The organism is Shewanella pealeana ATCC 700345, assembly GCF_000018285.1.
GTDB classification, from domain to species: Bacteria; Pseudomonadota; Gammaproteobacteria; order Enterobacterales; family Shewanellaceae; genus Shewanella; species Shewanella pealeana.
The window spans coordinates 1,709,805-1,735,074 of record NC_009901.1 but is presented as its reverse complement, the minus strand read 5'-3'; the positions used below and the strand labels follow the sequence as shown (position 1 = coordinate 1,735,074).

The following is a 25,270-nucleotide window of genomic DNA, read 5'->3' as shown; positions in this document are numbered from 1 at the left end:
ACAGCTTTTGCTTATTCGTCTTTGCTTTTCCCAGCTTTTCCCGTCAGCGCAGCGTTCTGTGAATGAGCTTGCGAACGTTCCGTTATCCGTAAGGCCGCAGGCCGTTCCGCTTTTCCGTCTCAGCTTATTTCGGTTCTGTTAGCTTTACCGTCTTTGCTCATATCGTCTCAGCTTTTCCTAGGTCCTAGAACCTCAAAGCGCAGCGCCCTTTTCAGCCTTTAACCTGCTTTTCATTCTGATTCGCAATATGCAAATGCACTGTTTTTATCGAGGTTCAAAGATACTGTACCGTCAGCCTTTATAAAAAACCTATTTAAAATCAGCAACTTTAACCTTATGCGTTTTATTGCTACAGGTTGGCATGATCCCTGTATTTAACCTTATAACTCGTCACTAATAACCAATGACTGGTGATGTCATCACTCAAATAGATGTGATTCGCAGCGGCCTCTTAAACAGGTACTCCTATGCAAAGCTATGTGTCATACCGAGACTCTTTATCCACAGCCTTAAACGGCGTGCTAGCCAAAGGCCTATTTTGGCTAGGTTCGGCTCAAGTGCTTGGCCGCATCGTTCGCCTAGGCTCTAGCATTATTATTGCGCGCTTACTGACACCCGAAGTCTTTGGTCAGGTTGCCATCATACTCACCTGTTTTGAGATCATCTGCACCCCAACGCGTCGCATCTCTAGCGCGGCACTGATTAAAATGGATGACAACCAAGTTAAACAATCTCTTACTGCGGCCAATCGAGTTAACTGGTTAGCCGCTATCACCGCCTTCGTTGCCATGAGCTTACTCAGCTGGCCGCTTGCAATCTACTACGATGACTTGCAGCTAATTCTTCCTATGATACTCATGGCAACAAGCTATTTACTGCTGCCTTTTGGCATGCTCTATGCCGCACTCAATCTGCGCTTAAACCGAATGCGAGTCGTTGGTAGGGCCGTACTATGGCAGACGGTATTTGATGCACTGCTAACGGGCTGCTTCGCTTTACTCGGGTTTGGGATTTGGGCGATTATTTTGCCCAAAGTCATTGTGGTATTTATATGGATTGGGGTTCATAGATACCACAATCCCTTGCCTGAGGCCTCATCGAGCGCAAATTCCTTACCCCCGTCCCAAGAACAGCGATGGCAGCCACTTCCTCTGTTGCCAGCAAAATCCAAAACAATACTTAAGTTTGGCATACAAGTTGGCCTAGGTGACTTGGCTATCGCTCTAAGGCAAAATATTGATTACATCTTGGTGGGCTATTTTCTTGGGATAGAAGCCCTAGGAGTGTACTTCTTTGCCTTCAACGCCAGTTTAGGCATTAGTTTAGGGCTAGTACAAAGTTATGGCACCGCGCTTTATTCCTATCTTTGTCAAAAAGATAAAGATGCTGAACCCACACTGCTTACATTAGAGCAAAAATACTTTAAGTCACTTAAGTTCATCATGTTACTGACAGTACCCGTAATTAGCCTGCAAGCAGCACTCGCACCACTCTATGTCCCTTGGGTGTACGGTCAGAAATGGTTAGATGCTGGCGCACTGCCAGTGTTTATCTTGCTTTGCCTAAGCGGCCTCGTGAGGCCACTAGGAGAAGCAGCCAGTCAATATCTTATTAGTGCCGGTAGAAGCCAATTTAACCTGTTGTATAACAGTGTATTCACTTTCATTTTGGCAGTCACAATCGCTATCTCTAGCAGCTGGGGGCTACAGGCCGTCGCCCTAGGGATCTTATTGTCACACCTTTTTGTTATGCCCAGTTTCACACTCTACTTAAAGCTGACTCAAACCACTACAGACGCTCCTCATTGTCGCTCGGAGGCACACTATGACTGCTAATTTAACCTATAAGAAAGTCGCAACCACAAAGGTTTCGGTGGTGATGCCTATCTATAATGTCGAAGCCTTTGTTGAAGATGCGATTATCTCGGTTCTCACCCAGAGCTTTAAACACTTTGAACTGTTGTTAATTAACGATTGCTCACCGGATAACAGCTTAGCAATCTGCAAAAAATTCAGCGACCCTAGGATCAAGATAATTGAGCATAAGCAAAACCAAGGTCTAGCGGCTGCGCGAAATACAGGCATTCGTCATGCCATCGGTCAGTATGTGGCATTTATCGATTCTGATGATATGTGGCACAGAGAAAAGCTAATGCACCATGTCACCCACCTCGACCAAGCTCCCGAAGTCGGCATTAGCTTTTGCCGCTCCTTGTTTATGAACTTTCAGGGACAAAAAATTCATCTATACCAAATGCCTCGGCTCACTAATATCAAGGCAAGCGACCTGCTGTGTCGTAATCCGGTAGGTAATGGTTCCGCCCCTGTCATTCGCCGAGAAACCCTATCAGATATTCGGTTTAAGGCGTTAAACAAGAGCCACCCCCATAGTTGTTATTTCGATGAAAACTTTCGCCAGTCGGAAGATATCGAGTGTTGGTTAAGAATAGTCACTACCACCCACTGGAAAATCGAGGGGATCCCCGCTCCGCTCACCTTCTATCGATTAAATGCCCAAGGGTTGTCTGCAGATCTAAAAAAACAGTATGCCTCTTGGGAGAATATGATTAACAAGGCAAAAGGCTATGCACCTGAATTGCTAGCACAACATGAAGCGAGAGCGAGGGCTTACCAGCTTAGGTATATTGCAAGACAAGCCATTCGAAATAAAGACGGCAAAGAAGCGGTTAAGTACCTGCATCTAGCTCTAAAAACCGCCCCAGAGATCATTCAGGCTGAAACCGGGCGCACCTTGGCCACCATGGCGGCGGCTTATTTACTAAAACTGCTACCACTTAGCCTCTATAAGGTTTTTGAGGAGCTGGCACAGCTTTTACTCGGGCGTATTCAGGCCGCTAAAATAAATAGAGATGGAGTCAGCCCTGCACTCTTAAAGTAAATCCTGCACTCTTAAAATAAGCTCGGCACACCTCAAGAAACAGTTCAAATCCTTCCTCCAAGCCATTTGCAGCCTGCCTTGCAAGATGCAAATGGCCTCTAGCACGACTGAAAACAAAGTAAGTTATCTCACCAAAATAAAACTAACCATTTGAATAACAAGGGTTATCAATATTGGCCTGCTATATGCTTAGTTAACAATAAGTATTAAGGGTTTGCACAATACAGCTTCACTATTAATAAGGACTCTATAATGAAAAATACCAACTTGAATACAGAGTCAAATGGCCGGTCGAGAGTAGAGTCGAATACCATCTCTAATAAAGAGCCTAAGCCACAAGCCACTCATTATGGTTATTCATGTTTCAGCATTCGCTGCTTCGACTTTATCAGCGCCTTGTTAATGCTATCGCTTACATCCCCCTTATTCTTATATGCATATCTTAGAAGCGCTTTGAGCCAACCCCGTGCATTTGAAACTGTGTATATTCACGGTCTCGATGAGCAGGTAATAGGCTTAAAACAGTTGTCCTATTCGGGCTGGTTTAAAAAACTACCTGTGTTGCTCAGCCTATTAAAGGGAGAGCTTTCAATCTTAGGCACAGTGCAAACTTTTGCACTGCCTAAAATTAGCGACAAGGCCACCAGCAAGCACACTCATACAAGAGCCCATACAAGAGCTCATACAAGAGCTAAAAAGGCCTATCGTATAAAACCTGGCTTGACCTCTATCGAGCAGATGAATGCTGCTACAGGTCTGCGTTTTGAGGCTGCACCAAGCTCACTCGCTAAAGCACATCGTAGCCTAGCCCGCTATCAGCTCGCTCTGCTAAGACTTGTAATTGTCTATATCGTCACCCGCATCGCCTTTAATAAGCCAAGCAGAAACACACCTAAGATCTCAGTATTTGGCATCCCGTTCGATAACTGGACCATGAAACAACTATTAGACGAAGTGTTACAACAGTGCCAGCATCGAGCACAACCTATGCAGCAGTATGCCTTTATCAATGCCGACTGCCTCAACATCAGCACTAAAAATGAGTCTTACCGTCAGTGCCTAAAGCAGACCAAGCACATTTTTGCCGATGGCATAGGAGTGCGCTTAGCCTGTATCAGTAAAGAGAAAGCCCTGCAAGATAATCTCAATGGCACCGATATGTTTCCACGCCTGTGCCAGCTTGCTGCAAATAATAATCTGTCTATCTTTATGTTGGGCGGCGCCCCTGATATTGCCCAATCAGCTGCAGACAACATGCAACAGCGGTATCCAAAGCTCAAAATTGCAGGCTGCCATCATGGTTATTTTGATAGCGAGTCAAGTAGTGAATCAATTAACGAAGAGAACCAAGATGTTATAGATACAATCAACCAGTCTAATGCCGATATTTTACTGGTGGCCATGGGAGCGCCCAAACAAGAGCTGTGGCTACAAGCCAATAAGCAACATCTGACCTGCTCTATCGGGATTGGGGTGGGAGGTCTCTTCGATTTTTATGCTAAGCGCATTAAACGTGCGCCGTTGTGGCTAAGACAGATGGGTTTTGAGTGGTGCTACCGTTTACTGCAAGAGCCGAAAAGAATGTGGAAACGCTATATTATTGGTAACCCGAGCTTTCTCTATCGAGTTTGGCGTGAAAACCGTCAACTAAAGAAGTTACTGGTTAACTCACAAACATCGACAGCAAACAATAATCACAGCCTAACAAAACTGCAGCTTCAAACCGAATTAAATAAAGCGACGCTTAAAAACCGAAAAGTCCCTCAATTTGACGTTAGGCAAGCCAATCTTCGCCGCGCAATGTTTAATCTCAATAGGCATTTCGCTCGCAGCTGCAAGCGCTTGCTCGACATCATAATCTCGGCTTGTCTTTTGATCTTGTTATCACCATTGCTGTTAAGCATTGCAGTGCTTATCCGCTTGGAGTCTAAAGGTGCTGCTTTATTCAGCCAACCAAGAGCGGGCCTCAATAATCGTTCGTTTACCATGTGGAAATTTCGCTCCATGTACCAGGATGCTGAGCAGCGGCTGGCAACATTAAACCACAGTAATGAAATGCATGGAGGGGTCATTTTTAAGATGAAGAACGATCCTAGGATCACTTTAGTCGGACGGTTAATCCGTAAAACCTCTATCGATGAGCTGCCCCAGTTATGGAATGTATTAAAAGGTGACATGTCGTTAGTCGGCCCACGTCCTGCGCTAGTCAGTGAGGTTAAACAGTACAAGTTACATCATAGAAACCGTTTAGTGATAAAGCCTGGGATCACCTGCATTTGGCAAGTCTCAGGCCGTTCAACTATTCCGTTTGAGCAGCAAGTTGAACTCGATATCGATTATATCTACCAACAGTCATTTTCTGCCGATCTGTTACTGCTACTGAAAACAATCCCCGCAGTTATTTTTGCCCGTGGCGCGTATTAAGGAGCGAGATATGCAAGCGATTATATTTGCAAACCGTGATGGTAAAGAACTGGCGCCACTCGATAGCTATTACTGCCCGGCTTTATTGCCTATTAGTAATAAAAGCATTATCGAATACACATTAGAAGATCTTGCCGAGGCAGGAATAGAACGAGTCAAGCTAGTTGTTTCTACACAAGTTAGCGAAATCAAAGTATTAGTCGGTAACGGTGAGCGTTGGGGATTAGAGGTCGAGTATTTTCTGAGTAAGCAGCAGGAAGATATTTCAAAGATCATTCCAAGGCTCGCACTCGATAAAACCGAGTCGATTTTACTTGCCCGAGGAGACATGTTGAGGAGTCCTTGCATCAAAAATTTTGTGCAGTTTAGTCAGCAGATGAGCCAAAGCTTTGTCATTGCAAAGTTAGATGAGCAAAATGCAGGCTTGATGATGCTACCCGCTGCGGTCTCCTACACAGAGGAGCTTAACTGGCCTCTGTGCAATGACGCCGAGCATACAGGTAACAAACACAACATCGTTACTCAAGTACTGCATGGCGATTGCTTTATGCTAACCACCCTTGATGAATATATGCGAGCCAATCAAGCGATGGCGCTGAGAAAAGTGATAGGAGCCGAGCCCAAAGGGCGTTTCTGCAGCAGCGCCGATGAAGCAAATGGCTTCTATGTTGGTGCCCAAACAAAAACCGGTCAACTGCGGATGCAAAATGCCTGGGGGATCATAGGCGACAACACTTGGATAGATGAAAGCGTTAACATGCAGCAAAGTGTTATTGTGGGTAAAAACTGCTTAATCGATGCTAGATCTAGCCTCAAAAACTGCATTATTCTGGATGACTCTTATGTAGGCCAAGGCCTTAATGTGAGTAATGCCATTATCTGCAATAACATGCTACTCACGCCGAGTACTGGCGGTGCTATAAGACTAAACGATGACAGTATCATAGCAAAAAATCACAACAAGGCTGCTAATCGCAAGGTCAAGCTGCTCGATAAACTCTGTGCTTTTTTGCTGTTTATCTTAGGGATTTTAATCTCCCCGGTTCTATTAGTTGCCAGCCTTGCAAGCTCGAATAAAAAAACATTTATAAAAGATATCATTACCCTGAATAACACAAATTTTGCCTGCTGGCGCTGGAACCTCAACTCACTCTTTCTTAGCAGATTGCCACAACTCTATCTTGTGGTGTTGGGGAGGTTGCACTTATTTGGCCGTACTCCTTTTTTAAAGCAAGACCAGGGCTTTAACGATAACGAATTCGGACTATATGGGCCGTTGCAGCTCCGCCGCGATGTCGTTCTTGAGGAGGAAAGACAGCTAGTCGAAACTGAGTTCATGCTGAATAAGCAAAAGAGTCAGCGCTGGAAACTCATCAAGCAATCATTTAGCTATTCACCACCAGAGCCACAAGCAACTTCCGAAGCGACAAAAAACTAGGAACGACCATACCTTAACAAGATCCATCCGATTCGATAGCACAGAGTCATTAGTAAGTGGAGAGTCATTATGAAAACAATTATCACCTACGGCACCTTCGATCTTTTCCACTATGGCCATGTGCGTTTGTTTAAGCGTTTAAAAGCACTGGGCGACAAACTGATAGTTGCGGTTTCAACCGATGAATTTAACGCCTTGAAAGGAAAAGCCGCATTTTTTAGCTACTTCCAGCGCGCAGAGATTGTTGAAGCCTGCCAATATGTCGATATGGTCGTGCCTGAAACCCACTGGAACCAGAAAGCAAAAGATATCTGCAAGTATGACGTGAGCATCTTTGGCATGGGAGATGACTGGAAAGGCGAATTTGATGAACTATCGGTGCTATGTGAAGTGGTGTATTTAGATAGAACCGGCGAGATCTCAACCACCGAGATAAAGAATAACTTAGCCCAGCCTAAACAAGTCGGAAATAAAAGTGGCAGCTCTGCTAGCAATTCAGCACCGGCAAAGAAGATAAATAAATGATGAAGCATTCTGCTATTGACTGGACAAAGGCCATTATCAGGAAGCTGATTTATATGCTTGCAGCCCTCTCCCCTCGCAGCGCAAACAAGGCACTGTGTGGCAGTTATAAAGAAGGCTTTTGCGATAACAGTAAATACTTGTATCTACACTGGCAACAGACACAATTTATCCGTTGTATCTGGATAACTGGCAACCCGCAGGTGATCAAGCAGCTACAGAGTAAAAATCTAGAGGTGTACTACCGCTGGTCACTGAGAGGGATTTATCATGCCCTAACCGCTAAGTATTATTTCTATAACAGCTATATTGGGGATATTAACCAGTGGCTCGCCAATGGTTCAACCAAAGTAAACCTATGGCATGGACTGCCGATGAAGAAAATTGAATTCGACATAAACACAGGCCCCATGGCGCAAGTGTTTAACCCTAAGGGAAAGTTGGAGACATGTAAGCAATGGCTATTTGCCCACCAGCAACGCATCACACCAGATTTAATGCTAAGCCCAAGTGCGCTTATCGACTCTCTGTTTAGTAGCGCATTTAAGCTTGATAAAACACAACTTATACGAGCCACGAACCCAAGAACAGATTACTACGCGCTCTACACAAGTAAGCGCCAACCGCTCGATAAGATTTTTACCTCAAACAAATTTGATAGCATGCAGCAAAATGGCAATGACGCCTCCAAGCAAGCGCCTCAACCGAGCATCATTTTATATGTTCCCTCGTGGAGAGATAGCCATAAACAAGGGAATCCATACAACAGTGCTTTTGACTGGCAACAGTTATCGAATCACTTAGTGGCCAATAACCAACTGTTTCTATTGCGGCTACATCCGAATGAAGCAAGCTTGGCAGATGAGCTAACTGAGTACGCCAATATCATTAATATTTCACAGTTAGAAGATGTATATGGCTTCTTACAACAGGTTGACCTACTCATCACCGATTACTCGTCATTATTTATTGATGCACTACCGCTAAACACACCGATATGCTTCTATCGTTTTGATGAGGCGCATTACCAACAAGATTGCCGCGACATGTACGACTACGCTGCAAAGCTGCCAGATATAGCGCCAAAGTGCACATATTTTGATGAGTTATTAACGCAGCTAATGCCAGAGACAATCGCTAAGCAGCAAAAAGACTACCAAGAAGGTTATCGAAACGTAAGCGAGCTTTTTTGGGGCAGAGAGACACCAAATGCATTTGAAGCTTTAGAGGAGAAGATAGGTCCTAGGACTGAATAAACAAGATCCTAGGTTCTAGGACGTTCGCAAGCTCATTGAATAAACAAGGTTCTAGGACCTAGGACGCTCCGCTTCGAGGACGGACTACGTCCTGCTAGGAAATCAAAAGCCAAAAAGCGCCACCTTCAGCTTTCGCTTAGCTTTTCTGCTCTTAACCGTCTTTGCTCTTACCTAGGACCTGCCTTTCCTAGGATCTAGGACCTTCTATGCTTTAACCGTCAGCGTAGCGTTCTGTAGGCCGCAGGCCGCTCCGCTTTTCCGTCTTAGCTTGTAACGTCTTTGCTTTAACCTAGGACCTGCTTTCCCTAGAACCTAGGACCTTCTCAGCTTTCCCATCTTTTTCCGACAAAATCGGCTTCACGCCCTCGCCTATCGGCCATTGGATGTTTAATTGAGGATCATTCCACGCAATGGTTCTTTCATGCTCGGGTGCATAGTAATCGGTGCATTTATAGATAATGTCAGCATGATCGCTTAAGGTTAAAAAGCCGTGGGCGAACCCCGGAGGAATATACAATTGCAGCCTATTTTCAGCAGATAAGGTTTGCCCAAACCACTGGCCATAGGTTTTAGAACCTTTACGAAGGTCGACGGCAACATCGAAAATGCTACCTGCAGTAACTCGGATCAATTTACCTTGCGGTTGCAGCGTTTGATAATGCAGCCCACGTAGTACATTTTTAGCCGAACGACTCATATTCTCTTGCACAAAGCTCGGGCAAACCATGCCCACTTCAGCAAACAGCGCCTCAAACTCTGATTGACGAAAGGTTTCCATAAAAAAACCACGAGCATCACCAAATACTTGCGGCTCAAACAGCAACACATCAGGAATAGAAGTAGGTATGAGTTTCATCATGTTCTTTTAAAATAAGGTTAAAGAAAGCGAAGACGAACGCTTCGCTTACAGACTACGGAGCGTTCGCTAGCTCACTGAATAAACAAGGTTCTAGGACCTAGGACGCTCCGCTCCGAGGAAATCAAAAGCAAAACAGCGTTGCCTTCAACCTTGCAGCTCTTTCCTGCTTTTAACCGTCAGCGCAGCGTTCCGTGAGTGAGCCTGCGAACGTTCCGTATACCGTAATTCAGCTTGTCCGTCTTAGCTTATACCGTCTTTGCTTTAACCTAGGGGCTTCTCAGCCTTTCATGTAATATTCTTTATACCATTCAACAAACTTTTGTACGCCTTCTTCGACGCTAGTTTGTGGCTTGTAACCAACAGTCTTAAACAAGTCTTCAGTATCAGCCCATGTTGAATGCACGTCACCTGGTTGCATGTCCATCATGTTTTTAATGGCTTCAATCCCCAATGATTTCTCAAGTGCAGAGATATAATCCATCAGCTTAACCGGACTGCCGTTACCTATGTTAAATACGCGATACGGTGCAGAGCTTGTTGCTGGTGTTGCCTCAGCCGCATTCCATTCTGCATTAGCACTTGGAATACTATCTTGAATACGAATGATGCCTTCAACGATATCATCGATATAGGTAAAATCTCGGCTCAAATTACCGTGGTTATAAACATCAATGGCCTCACCTTTTACTATCTTATTGGTGAACTTGAGCAGTGCCATATCTGGTCGGCTCCAAGGGCCGTAAACAGTAAAGAAACGCAAGCCAGTCGTTGGCACACTATAAAGATGAGAATAGGTATGTGACATCAGCTCATTGGCTTTCTTAGTCGCCGCATATAGAGAGATAGGATGATCCACACTATCATCAGTTGAGAATGGCATTTTAGAGTTAAGGCCATAAACAGAGCTAGATGAAGCGTAGACTAAATGCTGAATCTTATGGTGGCGACAGCCTTCTAATATAGTCAAATGCCCGACCAAGTTACTGTCGGCATAGGCCATTGGGTTATCAATAGAATAACGAACTCCGGCTTGAGCGGCTAAATGAATCACTCGATCAAAACTTTGCTCAGCAAATAGTGCGGCAATGCCCTCTCTATCTGCTAAGTCTAATTTTTTAAATGAAAAAAGAGCCAGAGGCTCCAAATTTTTAAGGCGGTCCAGTTTTAAGTTAACATCGTAATAGTCGTTAATATTGTCGATACCAACCACTTCATGACCAGCAGCACATAAGCGCTCACTCACTTTTGCGCCAATAAAACCTGCCGCACCTGTGACTAAATACTTCATAAAATTCTCTTTTGTTAAAGAAGACCCTAGATTCTAGGAAGGCTTCTGGCCTGCTAGGAAAACAAAATCAAAAGAAACGACAACATAAATGCCGACCAACAATGACTAAAACGCTTTTCCATAAGGCTGCAGGCCGTTCCGCCTTGGCTTGCTCGGCTTTTAACCATCTCAGTTTGTTTGGATTTTATCACTTTGCTTTCTTAGAACCTGCTTTTCCTAGGACCTAGAAGGAGCCATGCGACGCTCTCGCAGTGACTCTGTCACGTCCTAGAAGCGCAGCGCTCTTCTTAGCTTGTACCATCTTAGCCTTTTCCTAGAACCTGCTTTCCTAGAACCTAGGACCTTCTTAGCTTGTTATTAATCCGAACCAAACAAGTCGCGGGTATAAACTTTAGCCGCGACATCGGCCAGCTCGTCAACCATACGGTTTGATACTATGACATCTGAGATCTGTTTAAATTCATTCAGATCTTGCATCACTCGAGAGTTAAAGAACTCAGGCTCGTTAAGTACGGGCTCAAATACTACAACCTCAATACCCTTAGCTTTAATGCGCTTCATAATGCCCTGAATAGAAGATGCACGGAAGTTATCTGAACCCGACTTCATGATTAAACGGTAGATACCAACAACTTTCGGTTGCTTATTAATAATAGAATCTGCAATAAAATCTTTACGGGTAGAGTTAGCATCAACAATCGCGCTAATAAGACTATTCGGTACGTCCGCATAGTTTGCACGAAGCTGTTTAGTGTCTTTTGGTAGGCAATAGCCACCATAGCCAAATGATGGATTGTTATAATGGCTACCAATACGAGGGTCTAGACCAACGCCTTCAATAATTTGGCGTGAATCCAAACCGTGAGACTCGGCATAACTGTCTAACTCATTAAAGTAGGCGACTCGCATTGCAAGGTAGGTATTCGAAAAAAGCTTAACCGCTTCGGCTTCGGTCGAGTCAGTAAAAAGAATATCGATATTTTCTTTAATCGCCGCACTTGCAAGTAAGTTAGCAAACACTTCAGCGCGATCAGAGCGCTCACCAATGATAATACGCGATGGATGCAAGTTATCGTAAAGCGCTCGGCCTTCCCGTAAAAACTCAGGTGAGAAAATAATATTTTGAGTATCGAACTTTTGTTTCACCGACTCCGTATAACCGACTGGTACAGTCGACTTAATCACCATAACTGCATTTGGATTAATAGCTAACACATCTTGAATAACGGCTTCAACCGACGATGTATTAAAATAATTTGATTCAGTGTCGTAATCTGTCGGTGTGGCAATAACCACATAATCTGCATCTTGATAGGCTAATTGCTTATCAAGCGTTGCAGTTAAATTTAGCTTATGATTTTGTAGGTAATCTTCTATCTCTACATCTGCTATAGGTGATTGACCTAGGTTAATCATCTCCACTTTTTCAGCAACAATATCAACAGCCATTACGGTGTTCTTTTGTGCTAACAATACCGCGTTTGACAGACCAACATAGCCTGTCCCTGCTATAGCAATTTTCATCTTTAAACCTTAAAAAAATATATCCGCGTAAAATACCACTCAACTAGGAAAATGTCTTGTTTTGGGCTCACATTTTTACCGCGATGAAGAAACGAGATCCTAGGACGCTTCGCTTCGAGGACGGCCTTCGGCCTGCTAGGAAAAGCAAAGAACAAAGCATCATAGCCCCCACTTCTTTGCCTCCTTATTTCTCGGCCTGTAACCTTCTCAGCCTTTCACCGCCAGCGCAGCGCTCCGTAAGTGAGCCAGCATACCGTAAGGCCACAGGCCGTTTCGTTTTCCGTCTTGGCTTACACCGTCTTCCCTTTAACGGATTTTATCGGCTTTGCTTTAACCTAGAGCCTTCTTGCTTTAAGCTCATATAGAGTCTAGCAGGAGCATAGCGACGCTCTAGCCGTGACGGAGCGACGTTCTAGTCACTACAATTAATAACAACGATAAGGAAGTCGTACATGCAAATTATCCATCATGGTGCTGTTAATGGAGTAACAGGCTCATGCCATCAGTTAGATATCAATCCACAATCCAGCATTCTAATCGATTGCGGCCTGTTTCAAGGAGCAGAAACAGCTGGTAGAAACGCCGTAGACCAACTTAAGATAGAATTTGACTTAAGCCATATTACAGCGTTAATTGTTACCCACTGCCATATTGATCACGTTGGCAGGGTCCCATATCTACTTGCCGCAGGCTTTAATGGCCCTATTTACGCAACAACGGCAACAGCAGCATTACTCCCGTTGGTCATCAAAGATGCGCTTAAGGTCGGCGTCACCAGAAATCAGCGTTTAATCAGTTTATATCTAAAACGCTTACAGCAGATAATTAAGCCTATTGATTACCAAAAGTGGTTTAATTTAGAGGTGAATAATAGCGACTGCGGCTACCAACACGCCAAAGCTAGGTTTAACGTAGCAGGACATATTCTAGGCTCGGCCTATGTTGAAATAGAACTAAGTGACGCATCGCTAACTCACAACTGTACTCACAACTATACTCGCAATAATACTCATAAAAGCACTCACCAGAACACTGGTATTCACAGCGACAACAGTCATGACTGTGATGCAGACAAGAAAAAAGACAGCCATATGGTTGTATTTTCTGGTGACTTAGGCGCAACTAACACCCCGCTATTGCCAAGCCCTAAAAGCCCATTGCGCGCCGACACATTAGTAATAGAGTCGACCTATGGTGATAAAAATCACCATAATCGTGAGCACAGAGCCGAAAGCTTACGCCAAGTGATAGAGAGAGCAGTAAACGACAACGGTGTTGTTCTTATTCCGGCCTTTAGCATTGGCCGAACCCAAGAGTTACTGTATGAATTAGAGCAAATTATCTTTAGCCAACAACAAAACCCGATGTGGCAGAGTATAGACATCATTGTCGACTCCCCTATGGCAGCCAATTTTACCGAGCAATATATAGATTATAAACACTTGTGGGACACAGAAGCCAAAGCAGTACTAGCGGAGCAACGCCATCCGCTCGACTTTAGTCAGCTTTACACCATAGATAGCCACCAAGATCACCTAGCGGTAATCAACTACCTAGCCAGCAGACAAAAGCCAACTGTTGTAATTGCAGCAAGCGGGATGTGCACAGGCGGGCGAATCGTCAACTATCTACAGCGATTTCTATCTGAACCGACTGCAGATGTGCTATTTGTGGGATACCAAGCAACTGGAACTATCGGACGAGATATTCAAGAATACGGACCACGCGGAGGTTATGTATATATTGAAGGGGATAAAATCGATATCAAAGCAGGAATTCACACCATCAGTGGCTATTCCGCCCATGCAGATCAACAAGATCTGATTGATTTTGTCGAAGGCATCAAACATAAACCAAAACATATCCGCATCGTTCACGGCGACACCGAGGCAAAACAAACGTTAGCGGATAAATACCGCCAACTCTTACCTAACACAGAGATTGAAATAGGAACAAGCTAGAGCTATAAAGCTATTCACCACAGAGGGCACGGAGCGATGCGCTGCGCTACACGGAGAAAGACCGTTGGGAATTAAATTAAACACATGATTCGAGAACACTCTAAACGATAACAAGCTGACGCCATTAATGCCGACCTACTTTAAAATAAGGTTCTAGGACGCTTCGCTCCGAGGACGTCCTTCAGTCTACTAGGAAATCAAAAACAAAGGAATTGACGGCATAAATGCCGACCTACAATGATTAAGACGCTTTTCCGTCTCTGCTTATTTAGCTTCTGTTAGCTTTACCGTCTTAGCTTGTACCTAGAACCTGCCTTTCCTAGGGCCTAGGATCTTCTTTGCCTTAACCGTCAGCAAAGCGCTCTGTAAGTGAGCTTGCGAACGTTCCGTTATCTGTAAGGTCGCAGGTCGTTCCGGCTTATCCTACTTAGCCTGTACAGTCTTAGCTTTTACCAGTTCCCAACCGTCAACAAAGCATCCATAAGTAGGCCTCAACGATCAAATAATTTCGCCTAAAAACAACAAAGCCAGCTGTATGAGCTGGCTTTGTCAGAATATATCAATTGATTTAAGAAACAATAGAAAGCACATTTTCCTCTTTAATACTCTGCTGAGGCTCACTTTCACGTTGTTGCCACACTAAATCACATATGCCATCAGTAGGATTAAAACCGGTAGGAGCACTCAGTAAGATCTCCCTGATCGCTTCATGCTGGAACTCATGACAAGCTGCATCGAGTCGCTTAAGGATAACTTCAAGCTCATGCCAAGGTAAACATAATTCATTGGCAGTCATAATGCGTTCGTGATTCGTACCGGTCACGTCATCGCCAATTAACAGCTCTTCATAAAGCTTTTCGCCTGGACGAAGGCCACTATATTCGATGCTAATATCACCTTCAGGATTAATATCATCCTTAACATCAAAGCCACTTAAACGGATCATTTTTGCGGCAAGATCGACAATTTTAACTGAACTGCCCATGTCCAAAACAAACACATCTCCGCCTTTGCCCATCGCTCCAGCTTGAATCACCAATTGAGACGCTTCCGGGATCGTCATGAAAAAGCGGGTGATCTCAGGATGCGTTACCGTAACAGGACCGCCAGCTGCAATCTGCTTTCTAAACAATGGCACTACAGAACCCGATGAGCCAAGCACATTACCAAAACGCACCATACAAAAACGTGTTGAATGCGATTCGTTCGCTAATGCTTGCAACGCGAGCTCTGCTAGGCGTTTAGTCGTGCCCATTACATTGGTTGGGCGAACGGCTTTATCAGTAGAAATAAGTACAAATGTTTCCACTTTTGCCGCTATTGCAGCTTGTGCGGTATAAAGCGTACCAAACACATTGTTACGCACACCTTCTACTACGTTATGTTCAACTAACGGCACGTGTTTATAAGCAGCCGCATGGTAAACAGTTTGCACCTCAAACGCTTCCATAACAGCCTTTATACGGTTCTTTCTCTGTACAGAACCCAACATTGGGTAGATTTCAACATCTAGCCCAAGCCCTGAAGCCAAAGCTGATAGCTCACGCTCTATTGAATATAATCCAAACTCAGACAGCTCAAATAACACCAGTTTCCTTGGCGATTGCTTAATAATCTGTCGACATAACTCCGAACCTATAGACCCACCCGCGCCTGTCACCATCACCACTTTATTTTTGATATTAGCAGTCATTAAATCATCACGAGGTCTAACACTGTCGCGACCGAGAAGATCATCAATCTCGACTTCTTTAATATCACTATAAAGCTTATTACCACTAACTAGATCGGCCATGGCCGGTAAGGTGAGTACCTGCACAGCGAGTTGTTCTAATGATAATAAAATCTCTTTGCGGCGCGAACGCGACGCGCTAGGCAGTGCTAGCAGCACCTTGGTCGCCTGCTTTTCTCTTATGAGCTTACGCATAATCGATGGTGAATGCACGTGTACACCTTGAATGACAGTGCCATGCAATGACTTATCGTCGTCGACAAAGGCAAACGGATAATATTCGTGGCTTTGTACTAACGCCGTTACCAGTTGGCGACCACTCACTCCTGCACCATATATAATCACTGGCTCACCGATGCGCTTCATTCCCGTGCCAACAAAAGCGCGCACCATCGTACGCGTGCCACCAATAAAAACCAGTGCAAATGCAGAGTAAATAACCGGTACGGTTCTAGGAAGTTGTGAATCGAAATAATAAGCGGCCAATACTAAACTGACCGTAGATACGACTACGCCCAATAAAATAGCGCTCAGTGCTTGCAACCCCATATAACGCAACACAGCACGATATAGCCCCAGTTTTGCAAAACCTAGAATACTAAGCGGCACCACACTTGCAATAAGTAACCAATATGAGCCATTCGTCAGCGTACTGATATCATCAACACGGACAAGAACTGCTCCCCAAAACGCTATCAATAAAAATAACGAGTCAATTAATACGCTAACTATTCGTTTTTCCACTCGTTTTAATGAAAACAAGCACTGCAAAAAGTCCATTTTTTGCTCCATTTGGCAAGAAGGCTTCATATGATATGACTACTACAAGACTAAAAAATGATTATATAACGCGAAAGAGAATAACATATATCGATGGAGATATGCTGCTACTAATCTTACTAACTTTCAAGATAACAAGTTTTAAATATGAATCCATAAGCTAAAAAAGATAGCTAAATTCAAGTATATGGGCCAGAAAAATTTCACTAATTTTTCAAGAAAAAGCAAAATGAAAAAATAGTTACCGTGATACAGTGCGTAATACACTTAATAGATACTTACTCCTAAAGTTTAGCAAAATGTTAGTCAACAAGGTGACCTTCGCTCAAGTTGATTTTTTCGCCAGGGGTGAATGGAGGAAGAGAAAAGTATGGCACTAGGCAACAACCCAATCGGTGAACCAATAATGTACTTTGGTCGTAATAGTGAGTCTTGCAGCCGAAGAATACAGGTTTGATTATTCATTAAGCTGATACCGCTCATTCAAAGAGTGAAAAAGCAGAGTCACAACCCATGACTGGAATGAGAAGTTGTTAAGTGCATGAATTAGAATGACAACGTATTGATTTAATCATCAACTCAGCCATAATTGTTAAACAGGGTAAAAGGTGAAACATGTGATGCAAAAAAACCATAGTATTTAGGAAGAGCAACGCTACGAACTTAATATGTGTGATTCAGTGTTTAAGGCATTTAAACGGTTTAAAGAGGAAAAACTTGCTCATTCAAACTTCATACTTTCCGGCTCATAAGGTATATCGTTATAAACCCATTTTTATTAGTAGAAAGCTATCGTGCCCGTGCTTAAAAAGGAAGGGCTTAAACATCGCCGTCCATATGGAACACACATCACGAACGTTCACAGATTGATTTCCATGAAAATCTACTTTATACATCTCGGAATTTGAGCCAAATGCTAGGCCACAGTAACAAACGATTACTTTTCAACGTATATGTGCCTTCAAGTAGTTAATACTTTTGATTCGCTAATGTAAAATTAAGGGGTTATCTAACAATAAGTGCATAGCCTAGGTTTTAAGGAATACGGGGGATAAAATTTTAGATACGTTTAAAAGCGATAAATGACAGCCAACGGTGAAAACGCCGAAAAACACGACGTCTTCACAAAAGACCATATTTAGCTACAAATACAATTACCTCTTCCCAATAATTTTCAACAAAGTTTGAAAAATAAGAGTAACATCCAGAAGTAACGTATTATTTTTTACATATTCAATATAATAATTCTGTTTAATTGGTAATATATGCTCTATATAAGCTTGTCTGGGATCTTCATACTTTGACAAAATCTCATTTTCATCGACCATCTCTATAGAAGCTCTATCTGTAATACCAGGCCTAACAGAGAGAACTTTTTCTTTAACATCATCTGGATAACAATCAATAAACTCCCTAACTTCAGGCCTAGGCCCAACCAAACTCATTGTGCCTAGCAGAACATCTATCAATTGTGGTAACTCGTCAATTTTAGATTTCCTGAGAAAATGGCCTGAACGTGTGATTCGACTATCTTTACCAACTGTTAAACGCCCAGATGATTCAGAATCAACCCTCATTGTTCTGAACTTATGAATTAGAAAATCCCTTCCGAATAAACCAACCCTACTCTGTCTAAAAAAAATAGGCCCAGGAGAGTCAACTTTAATCCATATAGCAACGATTAAAAATAAAGGCGATAAAAATAATAACCCGACACCAGATAGAAGAAAATCAAAAGTCCGTTTAATCACCTAATAATACCTTCTTAACTGCATCAACAACTCTTTTCAAATCAGACTCTACCATCTTTGTATACAAAGGTAATGATACTTCTCTCTCATAAATATCTTGTGCAATAGGATACATTTCTGGGCAAAGCTTATACGTATCTCTCCAATATGGATGCAAATGCAGAGGTATAAAGTGAACTGAACACCCAATACCTAAATCAGCCATTTTTTCTATGAAAACCTCTCTTGATATTGCTAACGTTGTATCAAGTTTAATTGGATACAAATGCCATGCATGAGTATCTCTCTCCTTCGGTAAAGAAGGCAAAGTGATAGGTAAGTTTTGTAACTCTTCGTTATAATATTCAGCCATTGCTTCCCGCTTCTTTTGAAAAGCAGGCAACTTAACTAATTGGTGAATACCAATCGCAGCTGAAATATCTGGCATATTATATTTATAACCGGGTGCAATAACTTCATACGCCCATGCAGGCTTAGTTGAAGTATACCGGTCAAAGGCATCTCTACTTATCCCGTGTAATCTCATGATTTTACAGCGTTTAGCTATCTCACGATTACGAGTGACAACCATACCGCCTTCACCAGTAGTCATAGTTTTATTTGCATAGAAGCTAAAAACTGTTACATCACTTTCTAAAGTACCTATTAACTTACCTTTATATTTAGTTGGCAGCGCATGTGCAGCATCTTCAACAACATAAATATTATTAGCCTTAGCTACAGACAGTATTGAATCCATATCACACGACAAACCCGCAAAATGCACAGGAATAACAGCCTTTGTTCTCTCAGAAATGGCGTTCGCAAAAGATTCATGCGTCATGTTAAACGTATGAGGATCAACATCAACCATAATAGGTGTTGCACCTAAATAACGGACAATTTCGGCTGTTGCAGTAAATGTATAAGTAGGAACAATAACTTCATCACCTTCCCCTACACCAAACGCTTCTAGGGCTAAATGTAATCCAGAAGTCGCGGAATTAACCGCAATCGCTTCTAAACTAGAATCACCAAGAAAGTCTACAAACTCTAATTCAAAACGCTTTGTCTTTGGCCCAGTAGTTACCCAACCACTTTTTAATGAATCTACCACTTCAGCTATTTCTTCATTACCAATTTCAGGTAATGCAAAAGGAAGAAAATTATTAGACATACCGATCCTAAAAAATATTTATATAAATGAATGAAAAATAAATAAAGAATATAAAGTTTATCTTTTTATCCTTTTCAATGTAGCATTAATACAATAATATGAAAAATTCAAAAGACGCCTTGCTACTGAAATCTCTTTAACTGAAAGGTATACCTTTAGTGTCGTTCGAGCAGCAGCAAGCTTATTTTTACTAATCTGCCCATCTCTAGCTCTATATTTTACTAACTGTTCATTCAATCCCTTCGAAACAAAACCTCGACCTAACAATGTTAACCAAAGCTTTGTATCTTGCCTTGTACGCATAGAGTCAAAAGTAAAATCACCGACAGTTGTTCTACAAATTAGGGAAGTTGACATGCCAATTTCGGTTGTTCGCATATAAGAATCTAAATCCAACACTTTTGATGCTGTAACTCGCCCAGGAATATCTATGCCTAACTCATTAATGAAACTGTAACTAGTATGGGATATAGCAGCCTTATTATTAAGCATAAAACTGACCTGAAGTTTTAGCTTATTATCACACCAGAGATCATCAGAATCTAAAAAAGCAATATATATACCACTTGAATTAGCTAGGCCGACATTACGTGAAACACCAGCACCAGAATTCATCTCATTATGAAATAGTTTAATCCGACTATCTGTAGAGAATTTACTCTCAATAATTTTACACGTATCATCTGTTGAGCAGTCGTCAACCAACAACAACTCCCAATTAGAATACGATTGATTTACAACACTATCTATTGATTCCTCAACATATTTTTCGACGTTAAATAAAGGCATAACTATGCTGATTAAAGGACTATTAGGATCACTCATTTTACTTTACCATCCAAAATTTGAACATATGAAAAACAGGTCGAATGTAAAAAACTTTAACTAACCTCAACAAGTTAACACTTATAAAGCTCCTTTTGTTATCAAACAAATTCTGAGCCAACAACATTATGATTCTTGTAATAAAACAGTCGAACCTAACAACCCAATACAAATAGTCACTCTTTTTCAAATTGTTACTTGCTGATTTTATCAGGATTTCCCTAACCTCAGGGAGGATGTTTTTGTTAATTAAAGCGTCTGTGCTTGTTGAGACTCCATTACCGACGCGATAATAAACTAATTCGTTATCTATAAACTGAAAAGAATAACCGTTCGCTGACAATCTTAACCAAAGAGGGTAATCTTCAACGAACCTGTTCTCTACATCAACAAATCCGATACTCTTTAGAGCAGAATATCTAATAAAACTTCCAGGAGCATCTAAAAAATTTTTGGTAAGTAAAGCTCTATAAACAAATGAAGCCCCTTTGTCAAAAACACTATTTAGCCACGTTCTGTCAATGGAATCGAAAAGAACATCTTCCCGAAACCTTCTAACATTTGAGAAAATACAAGCTACATTTGAATCTACTAAACAGGCTTTTGTCGAGAAAATTTTGATAGAATCTTTAAACAGTATATCGTCGGCCGCTATCGTTTTAACCCAAGAAGCTGAAACACTAGCCCAAGCCTGGTTTGTATTAGCACATACGCCTAAATTGATTTTATTAAAAAAGGTATGACAACAAAAAAATGAATCTTTATTACTTTCCAACCACTTAGAAATAACTATAACTGAATCATCTTGAGAACAATCATCGCTAATTATTAATTCAATATTACAAGCACCGTAAGATTGATTTACAACACTATTTAATGTATCAAGTATAGTACTACTTGAATTATAACTAAGTAAAACAACAGAAACTAACGGACGGTTATTAACTCTCAAGGTGTCCTCTCCTAAAACCAGTAGCACTAAGTGCTTTAAAAGCATGACTCATCAAGCCAACATATAACAAAATATAAAAGGCATCAAAGATAATAAGCCCTTTAATCATAAAAACTAAAATAATAGCAAACAGAAAAAATGTATAAACAATATATATTCGGTCAAAGTTATAAATCCTTACGGAAGTAATAAACAACAAAGCTATTAATAAAGTTCCAAAATAACCAGCTGAAAAAAGAACCCTCAAATATCCAATATCAACTCCCATGTAATACCCACCAGCGGGATTGTTTAATTTGGACTCACCTAATATAGAAAAATCATAATAAGAAAAATGAAACATCCCGCCCATTTTTTGAACAGAGCCAACTTGTAAACCTTTATAAAAAACCTCAGTCACCCAATTAACGAAAAAATCGGTTCGCTCAGAAGAAAAATAAAAGGATACAACACTAATGATCACGGTAAATATTAAGACACAAACAAACAAAAATAAAAGATTCCCTCTTCTATTTTTTACATCGAACATCATCATTACAAAAAGAATGGCAATACCAACAAATGCTGTCCTAGCAGCTATTACAGCAGATATGAGAACTACCGTCATAGCCAGATAGTTATAAACACTAATCTTTGTGTTATTCACACTAGAGCAATAACTTACATAAATATAATAAGAAAATACACAAACACACTGCGTAAAAGCAGTTGAATAAGTTGCAAACCCGGTACTACCGACCATTCTAAGGGAAAAGAAACCATCAGAAATACCATCACCATATAACTCTTCCGCCTCGACGATCAGAAGTGATAAATATAAATCCTGAAAAGTTGAAGATAGTGACATTAATATAATCAAAAAAGCATTAATTAAACCTGCAAGCCCAAAAACCCCAAACAATTCAATTGGCCTAGAATAAAAAAAACTTTTGAACACAGCTCCACTGATAGCTATTGAGATAAAAGCAATAATAGAGAACTTTATCAAACCAAAGTCTGAAGATGGATGAAGTAATGAAAACATGCTGATAGAAAGAAAGCATAACCCAGTAGCAGCACCTAAAGCTAAAAGTTCCAAGTTCACTAGTTTTCCACGAAGAATCACTAGAACCAAAAGAAATAATAAAGCAATGTAAGAAGAGCCAATACCGCTTAAAAATGTAAACTTAATGTTGTACATCAGAAAAAGAAACACTAAAGCTTTAAATAACATGTCAAAAACCATTAATAGTCAAACAACAGAAACTCAGAAGATTAAAGCGATAGAAACCAATCACGACAAGCCAACAGAATTAAGATAACTATTGCAACATGCAACCGGGGAGTATTGCTTAACACTATTTTGGTAGAATGACTTAGGTAGTTTTTCCCTTTCTAGCATTTTCAAAATAGAATCAAAAACATCATCTGCCTTAAAGGAGTTGGAAATTATACCATAAACATCATTACCTATAATCTCTTCAGCCCCAGACTTAAATCTGGTTGTTACAGCAGGAATTCCCGCAGACATTGCCTCCAAAAGAACAGCTGGAGAACCTTCATAAAAAGATGTATGTAATAAAAACTCGCTACTGCTCATATAATCAACAGGATTATTAACCTTTCCTAGCAAGCATACATAGTTTTCTAATTTTAATTCCTTTACCTTAAAACTTAAAGACTCGTATAGCTCACCATCACCAAGAATAATTAAACGTACATCTGATAATCTAGTGGCTACCAACTTCATAACGTCTATCATTAATTCGTAGTTCTTGCTTTTTGTTAATCTGCCACACGCTACAATAACTCGGTTATTCTCAAACCACTCATGCTTCAATTCACTAATTTTTCTTTCAACCAAAGGTTCAACTGGATTATGCAACTCAATAATATTTATATTTTTGTAAAAGTCTTGAGATGCCAAAACAGCTCCAGAAGAAACATTCGCAACAACCGTTGCGTACCTGTGAGCTAATCCGCAAAACCGGTATAGCAAAACCTTTCCAGTCGAAGCGGATTTCAAATGTTCTACAACATTAGTGTGACTATTAACAATCAACCTATTTTTATAAAATGAGTTTGCCAAACAGACAGGTAGAGAAATTAAATCGGAAGATGAAATAATTAAATCATACTTATTACCGCTTAAGAAGAACATAAGCTTAAAAAAAGAGACAAACAATTCTAAGACTTTATATTTTTTGAAGTTAAAGCTATGAACATGAAACCTACTGTCGCTAGATTTCTTAAAAGATAAAAATTCTACCTTGTAATTTTTCCGTATAAACTCGTTAGCTAAAATGGCGTTAACTTTTGAAACTCCACCGGCATCCATAGAGTTTTGTATAAACAATATTTTCATAATTAAACCTATCTCTAAACTAAAATCTGTTCTTAACTAAAATTCACAAAGAAAATTTAATTTACAAATATAAACTTGTTTAAAATTTAGACTACTTCAAACTATTATTACACTAAACCTCTCCCAGATTTGTTTCCTCCACCTAATAAAGACCTAATATCTATGAATGCGGCCGGTTTGAATATTAAACAAAAGAGCACGAAGATGAAGATACCGACAATAATTTTAATTATGAATTGAAACAATAAGTTGTCGAACTTAATAAAGTATATGCTAAAAAACATTACTACTGAAATACCTGCTATAGGCAACATTTGCTTTATTTGCTTCAAAGCTCCAAATCCAAACATTTTACCCGGGTAATATGCATTGATAAAAAAGGAAATGAAAGTAGTCGTGAGGTGCGCGCAAGCTACCCAAAAAATCCCATAAGGAATAGCGATAAATAACGCTCCAACAACCATAGGGACCTTACTTAAGTCCGTTTTAAGAAATAAATCTGAACGGCCACTTGCATTTAGAATACCTAAATTCAAGCTACTTATCGGAGTGAATAAGCGAGATAAAGACATAACCATCAAAATAGGAATTACTTCTTTCCACTTCTCACCTAATAAAATTAAGACAAACTCTTCAGCGACTGCCGCGAATCCTATAAAAACTGGAAATGCTACAAATGTTATAACCCCCATCACTTTCTTGTAAATTCCGATCAATCGATCTCTATCATCCTTGATTGAAGTCATCAAAGGATAACTTACCCCTTGCGTGACAGAAGTTACAGCAGATGAAAGCATTTCAGTATAACTAAATGCTTGCTGAAAATAACCGGCTTGAGTTGCATTAAAATACCGACCAATCATAACGGCATACAAATTTTGAACAATTCTCGCTACCGTACCCGCAATCAATAAGTTTGAACTGAAAGAAAATAAGCTTGAAAAGGATACTCTTGAGAATTTAAGTTTCGGACACCATCGAGTAACTATTACTAACAATAAAGATGTTATTATTGATTTAGTTAAACTCAGTCCAACAAGAGACCAATATCCCAACCCACTATTAACCATAATAATGGCGACTAAAGCACTAATTATTGTAGAAACACTATTCACTAAACCAAGAGTTTTAAAATCAAGAACTATAGCTAACTTAGAGCGAGGAACCAAGGCTATGGCATCGATAATAACTATAATAAAAAGTATACGTGATAAGTCAACTAAAACCGGACTACTATAAAAGTCTGCTATAGTAGGGGCCGAGATATAAAGCAACAAATATAAAGAAGAAGATAATATTAAATTTACATAAAAAACTGTAGAAAAATCATCTTCAGTAGCACTATTGCTTTTCTGAATCAATGCTTGCGAGAAACCTGAATCCGTAAGAGATTGAGCCACCGCCAAAAAAACGGCAAGCATAGCAATCAAACCAAAATCTGACGGAGTTAATACCCTCGATAAGTATATAAGGAGTAGAAAACTCCCCAAATGATTAACAAGTTTATCAAATATACTCCAAGCTACGCCATAAAGGGCTTTGCTTTTAAGTGACATTTTC

At 40.8% G+C, this 25,270-nt stretch carries 18 protein-coding genes; 7 read left to right on the top strand and 11 right to left on the bottom strand.

What is annotated here, in order from left to right:
* Positions 1–467 precede the first annotated feature (467 nt).
* From SPEA_RS07445 to SPEA_RS07420, 6 genes are all read left to right on the top strand, one after another.
* Positions 468–1,835, top strand: coding sequence for an oligosaccharide flippase family protein (locus tag SPEA_RS07445; protein WP_012154677.1), 1,368 nt, complete (start codon positions 468–470; stop codon positions 1,833–1,835).
* Positions 1,825–2,898 (top strand): glycosyltransferase family 2 protein, encoded by a 1,074-nt coding sequence (locus SPEA_RS07440; protein ID WP_012154676.1) that lies wholly within the window; start codon positions 1,825–1,827, stop codon positions 2,896–2,898. The genes SPEA_RS07445 and SPEA_RS07440 overlap by 11 nt, the downstream gene beginning before the upstream one ends.
* Positions 2,899–3,150: 252 nt before the next feature.
* Positions 3,151–5,322 carry a WecB/TagA/CpsF family glycosyltransferase gene (locus SPEA_RS07435; protein ID WP_012154675.1) on the top strand — a complete coding sequence of 724 codons (2,172 nt, stop codon included), beginning with the start codon at positions 3,151–3,153 and terminating at the stop codon, positions 5,320–5,322.
* Positions 5,323–5,332: 10 nt separating this feature from the next.
* The gene (locus SPEA_RS07430) at positions 5,333–6,760 is read left to right on the top strand and encodes a sugar phosphate nucleotidyltransferase (protein WP_012154674.1); all 1,428 of its coding nucleotides are present in this window, start codon (positions 5,333–5,335) and stop codon (positions 6,758–6,760) included.
* Between the two features lie 69 nt (positions 6,761–6,829).
* Positions 6,830–7,285, top strand: a complete 456-nt coding sequence (gene tagD, locus SPEA_RS07425) for a glycerol-3-phosphate cytidylyltransferase (protein WP_012154673.1) — start codon at positions 6,830–6,832, stop codon at positions 7,283–7,285.
* Positions 7,282–8,538: a CDP-glycerol glycerophosphotransferase family protein gene (locus SPEA_RS07420; protein ID WP_223296579.1), complete on the top strand. Its 1,257-nt coding sequence runs from the start codon at positions 7,282–7,284 to the stop codon at positions 8,536–8,538. Before tagD ends, SPEA_RS07420 begins: the two co-directional genes overlap by 4 nt.
* 289 nt (positions 8,539–8,827) lie before the next feature.
* On the opposite strand, the gene rfbC is transcribed toward SPEA_RS07420, so the two are convergent.
* The 3 genes from rfbC to SPEA_RS07405 all read right to left on the bottom strand — a co-directional run bounded on the left by rfbC (position 8,828) and on the right by SPEA_RS07405 (position 12,209).
* Entirely contained in the window at positions 8,828–9,394 is a 567-nt protein-coding gene (rfbC, locus tag SPEA_RS07415; RefSeq protein WP_041410878.1) for a dTDP-4-dehydrorhamnose 3,5-epimerase, read from the bottom strand.
* A gap of 280 nt (positions 9,395–9,674) precedes the next feature.
* Positions 9,675–10,685 carry an NAD-dependent epimerase gene (locus tag SPEA_RS07410; protein WP_012154670.1) on the bottom strand — a complete coding sequence of 337 codons (1,011 nt, stop codon included), beginning with the start codon at positions 10,683–10,685 and terminating at the stop codon, positions 9,675–9,677.
* Positions 10,686–11,042: 357 nt separating this feature from the next.
* Entirely contained in the window at positions 11,043–12,209 is a 1,167-nt protein-coding gene (locus SPEA_RS07405; protein ID WP_012154669.1) for a nucleotide sugar dehydrogenase, read from the bottom strand.
* A 452-nt stretch (positions 12,210–12,661) separates the two neighbouring features.
* Here SPEA_RS07405 and SPEA_RS07400 point away from each other — a divergent pair, with 452 nt between their 5' ends.
* Positions 12,662–14,170, top strand: coding sequence for an MBL fold metallo-hydrolase RNA specificity domain-containing protein (locus SPEA_RS07400; protein WP_012154668.1), 1,509 nt, complete (start codon positions 12,662–12,664; stop codon positions 14,168–14,170).
* Between the two features lie 568 nt (positions 14,171–14,738).
* Here the strand turns inward: SPEA_RS07400 and SPEA_RS07395 are convergent.
* From SPEA_RS07395 to SPEA_RS07360, 8 genes are all read right to left on the bottom strand, one after another.
* Positions 14,739–16,682, bottom strand: coding sequence for a polysaccharide biosynthesis protein (locus tag SPEA_RS07395; protein ID WP_012154667.1), 1,944 nt, complete (start codon positions 16,680–16,682; stop codon positions 14,739–14,741).
* Between the two features lie 1,154 nt (positions 16,683–17,836).
* Complete coding sequence (locus tag SPEA_RS07390; RefSeq protein WP_012154666.1) at positions 17,837–18,433, bottom strand: sugar transferase; 597 nt, start codon at positions 18,431–18,433, stop codon at positions 17,837–17,839.
* On the bottom strand, positions 18,426–19,589 hold the full coding sequence (locus SPEA_RS07385) for a DegT/DnrJ/EryC1/StrS family aminotransferase (protein WP_012154665.1): 1,164 nt from the start codon (positions 19,587–19,589) through the stop codon (positions 18,426–18,428). The genes SPEA_RS07390 and SPEA_RS07385 overlap by 8 nt, the downstream gene beginning before the upstream one ends.
* 57 nt (positions 19,590–19,646) lie before the next feature.
* Entirely contained in the window at positions 19,647–20,414 is a 768-nt protein-coding gene (locus SPEA_RS07380) for a glycosyltransferase family 2 protein (protein WP_012154664.1), read from the bottom strand.
* A gap of 1 nt (position 20,415) precedes the next feature.
* Positions 20,416–21,366 carry a glycosyltransferase family 2 protein gene (locus SPEA_RS07375; RefSeq protein ID WP_012154663.1) on the bottom strand — a complete coding sequence of 317 codons (951 nt, stop codon included), beginning with the start codon at positions 21,364–21,366 and terminating at the stop codon, positions 20,416–20,418.
* Positions 21,356–22,579, bottom strand: a complete 1,224-nt coding sequence (locus tag SPEA_RS07370; protein WP_041410877.1) for a hypothetical protein — start codon at positions 22,577–22,579, stop codon at positions 21,356–21,358. Before SPEA_RS07370 ends, SPEA_RS07375 begins: the two co-directional genes overlap by 11 nt.
* A gap of 60 nt (positions 22,580–22,639) precedes the next feature.
* The gene (locus tag SPEA_RS22390; protein WP_012154661.1) at positions 22,640–23,710 is read right to left on the bottom strand and encodes a glycosyltransferase; all 1,071 of its coding nucleotides are present in this window, start codon (positions 23,708–23,710) and stop codon (positions 22,640–22,642) included.
* 107 nt (positions 23,711–23,817) lie between these two features.
* Positions 23,818–25,266, bottom strand: a complete 1,449-nt coding sequence (locus tag SPEA_RS07360; protein WP_012154660.1) for a lipopolysaccharide biosynthesis protein — start codon at positions 25,264–25,266, stop codon at positions 23,818–23,820.
* Positions 25,267–25,270: the final 4 nt, after the last annotated feature.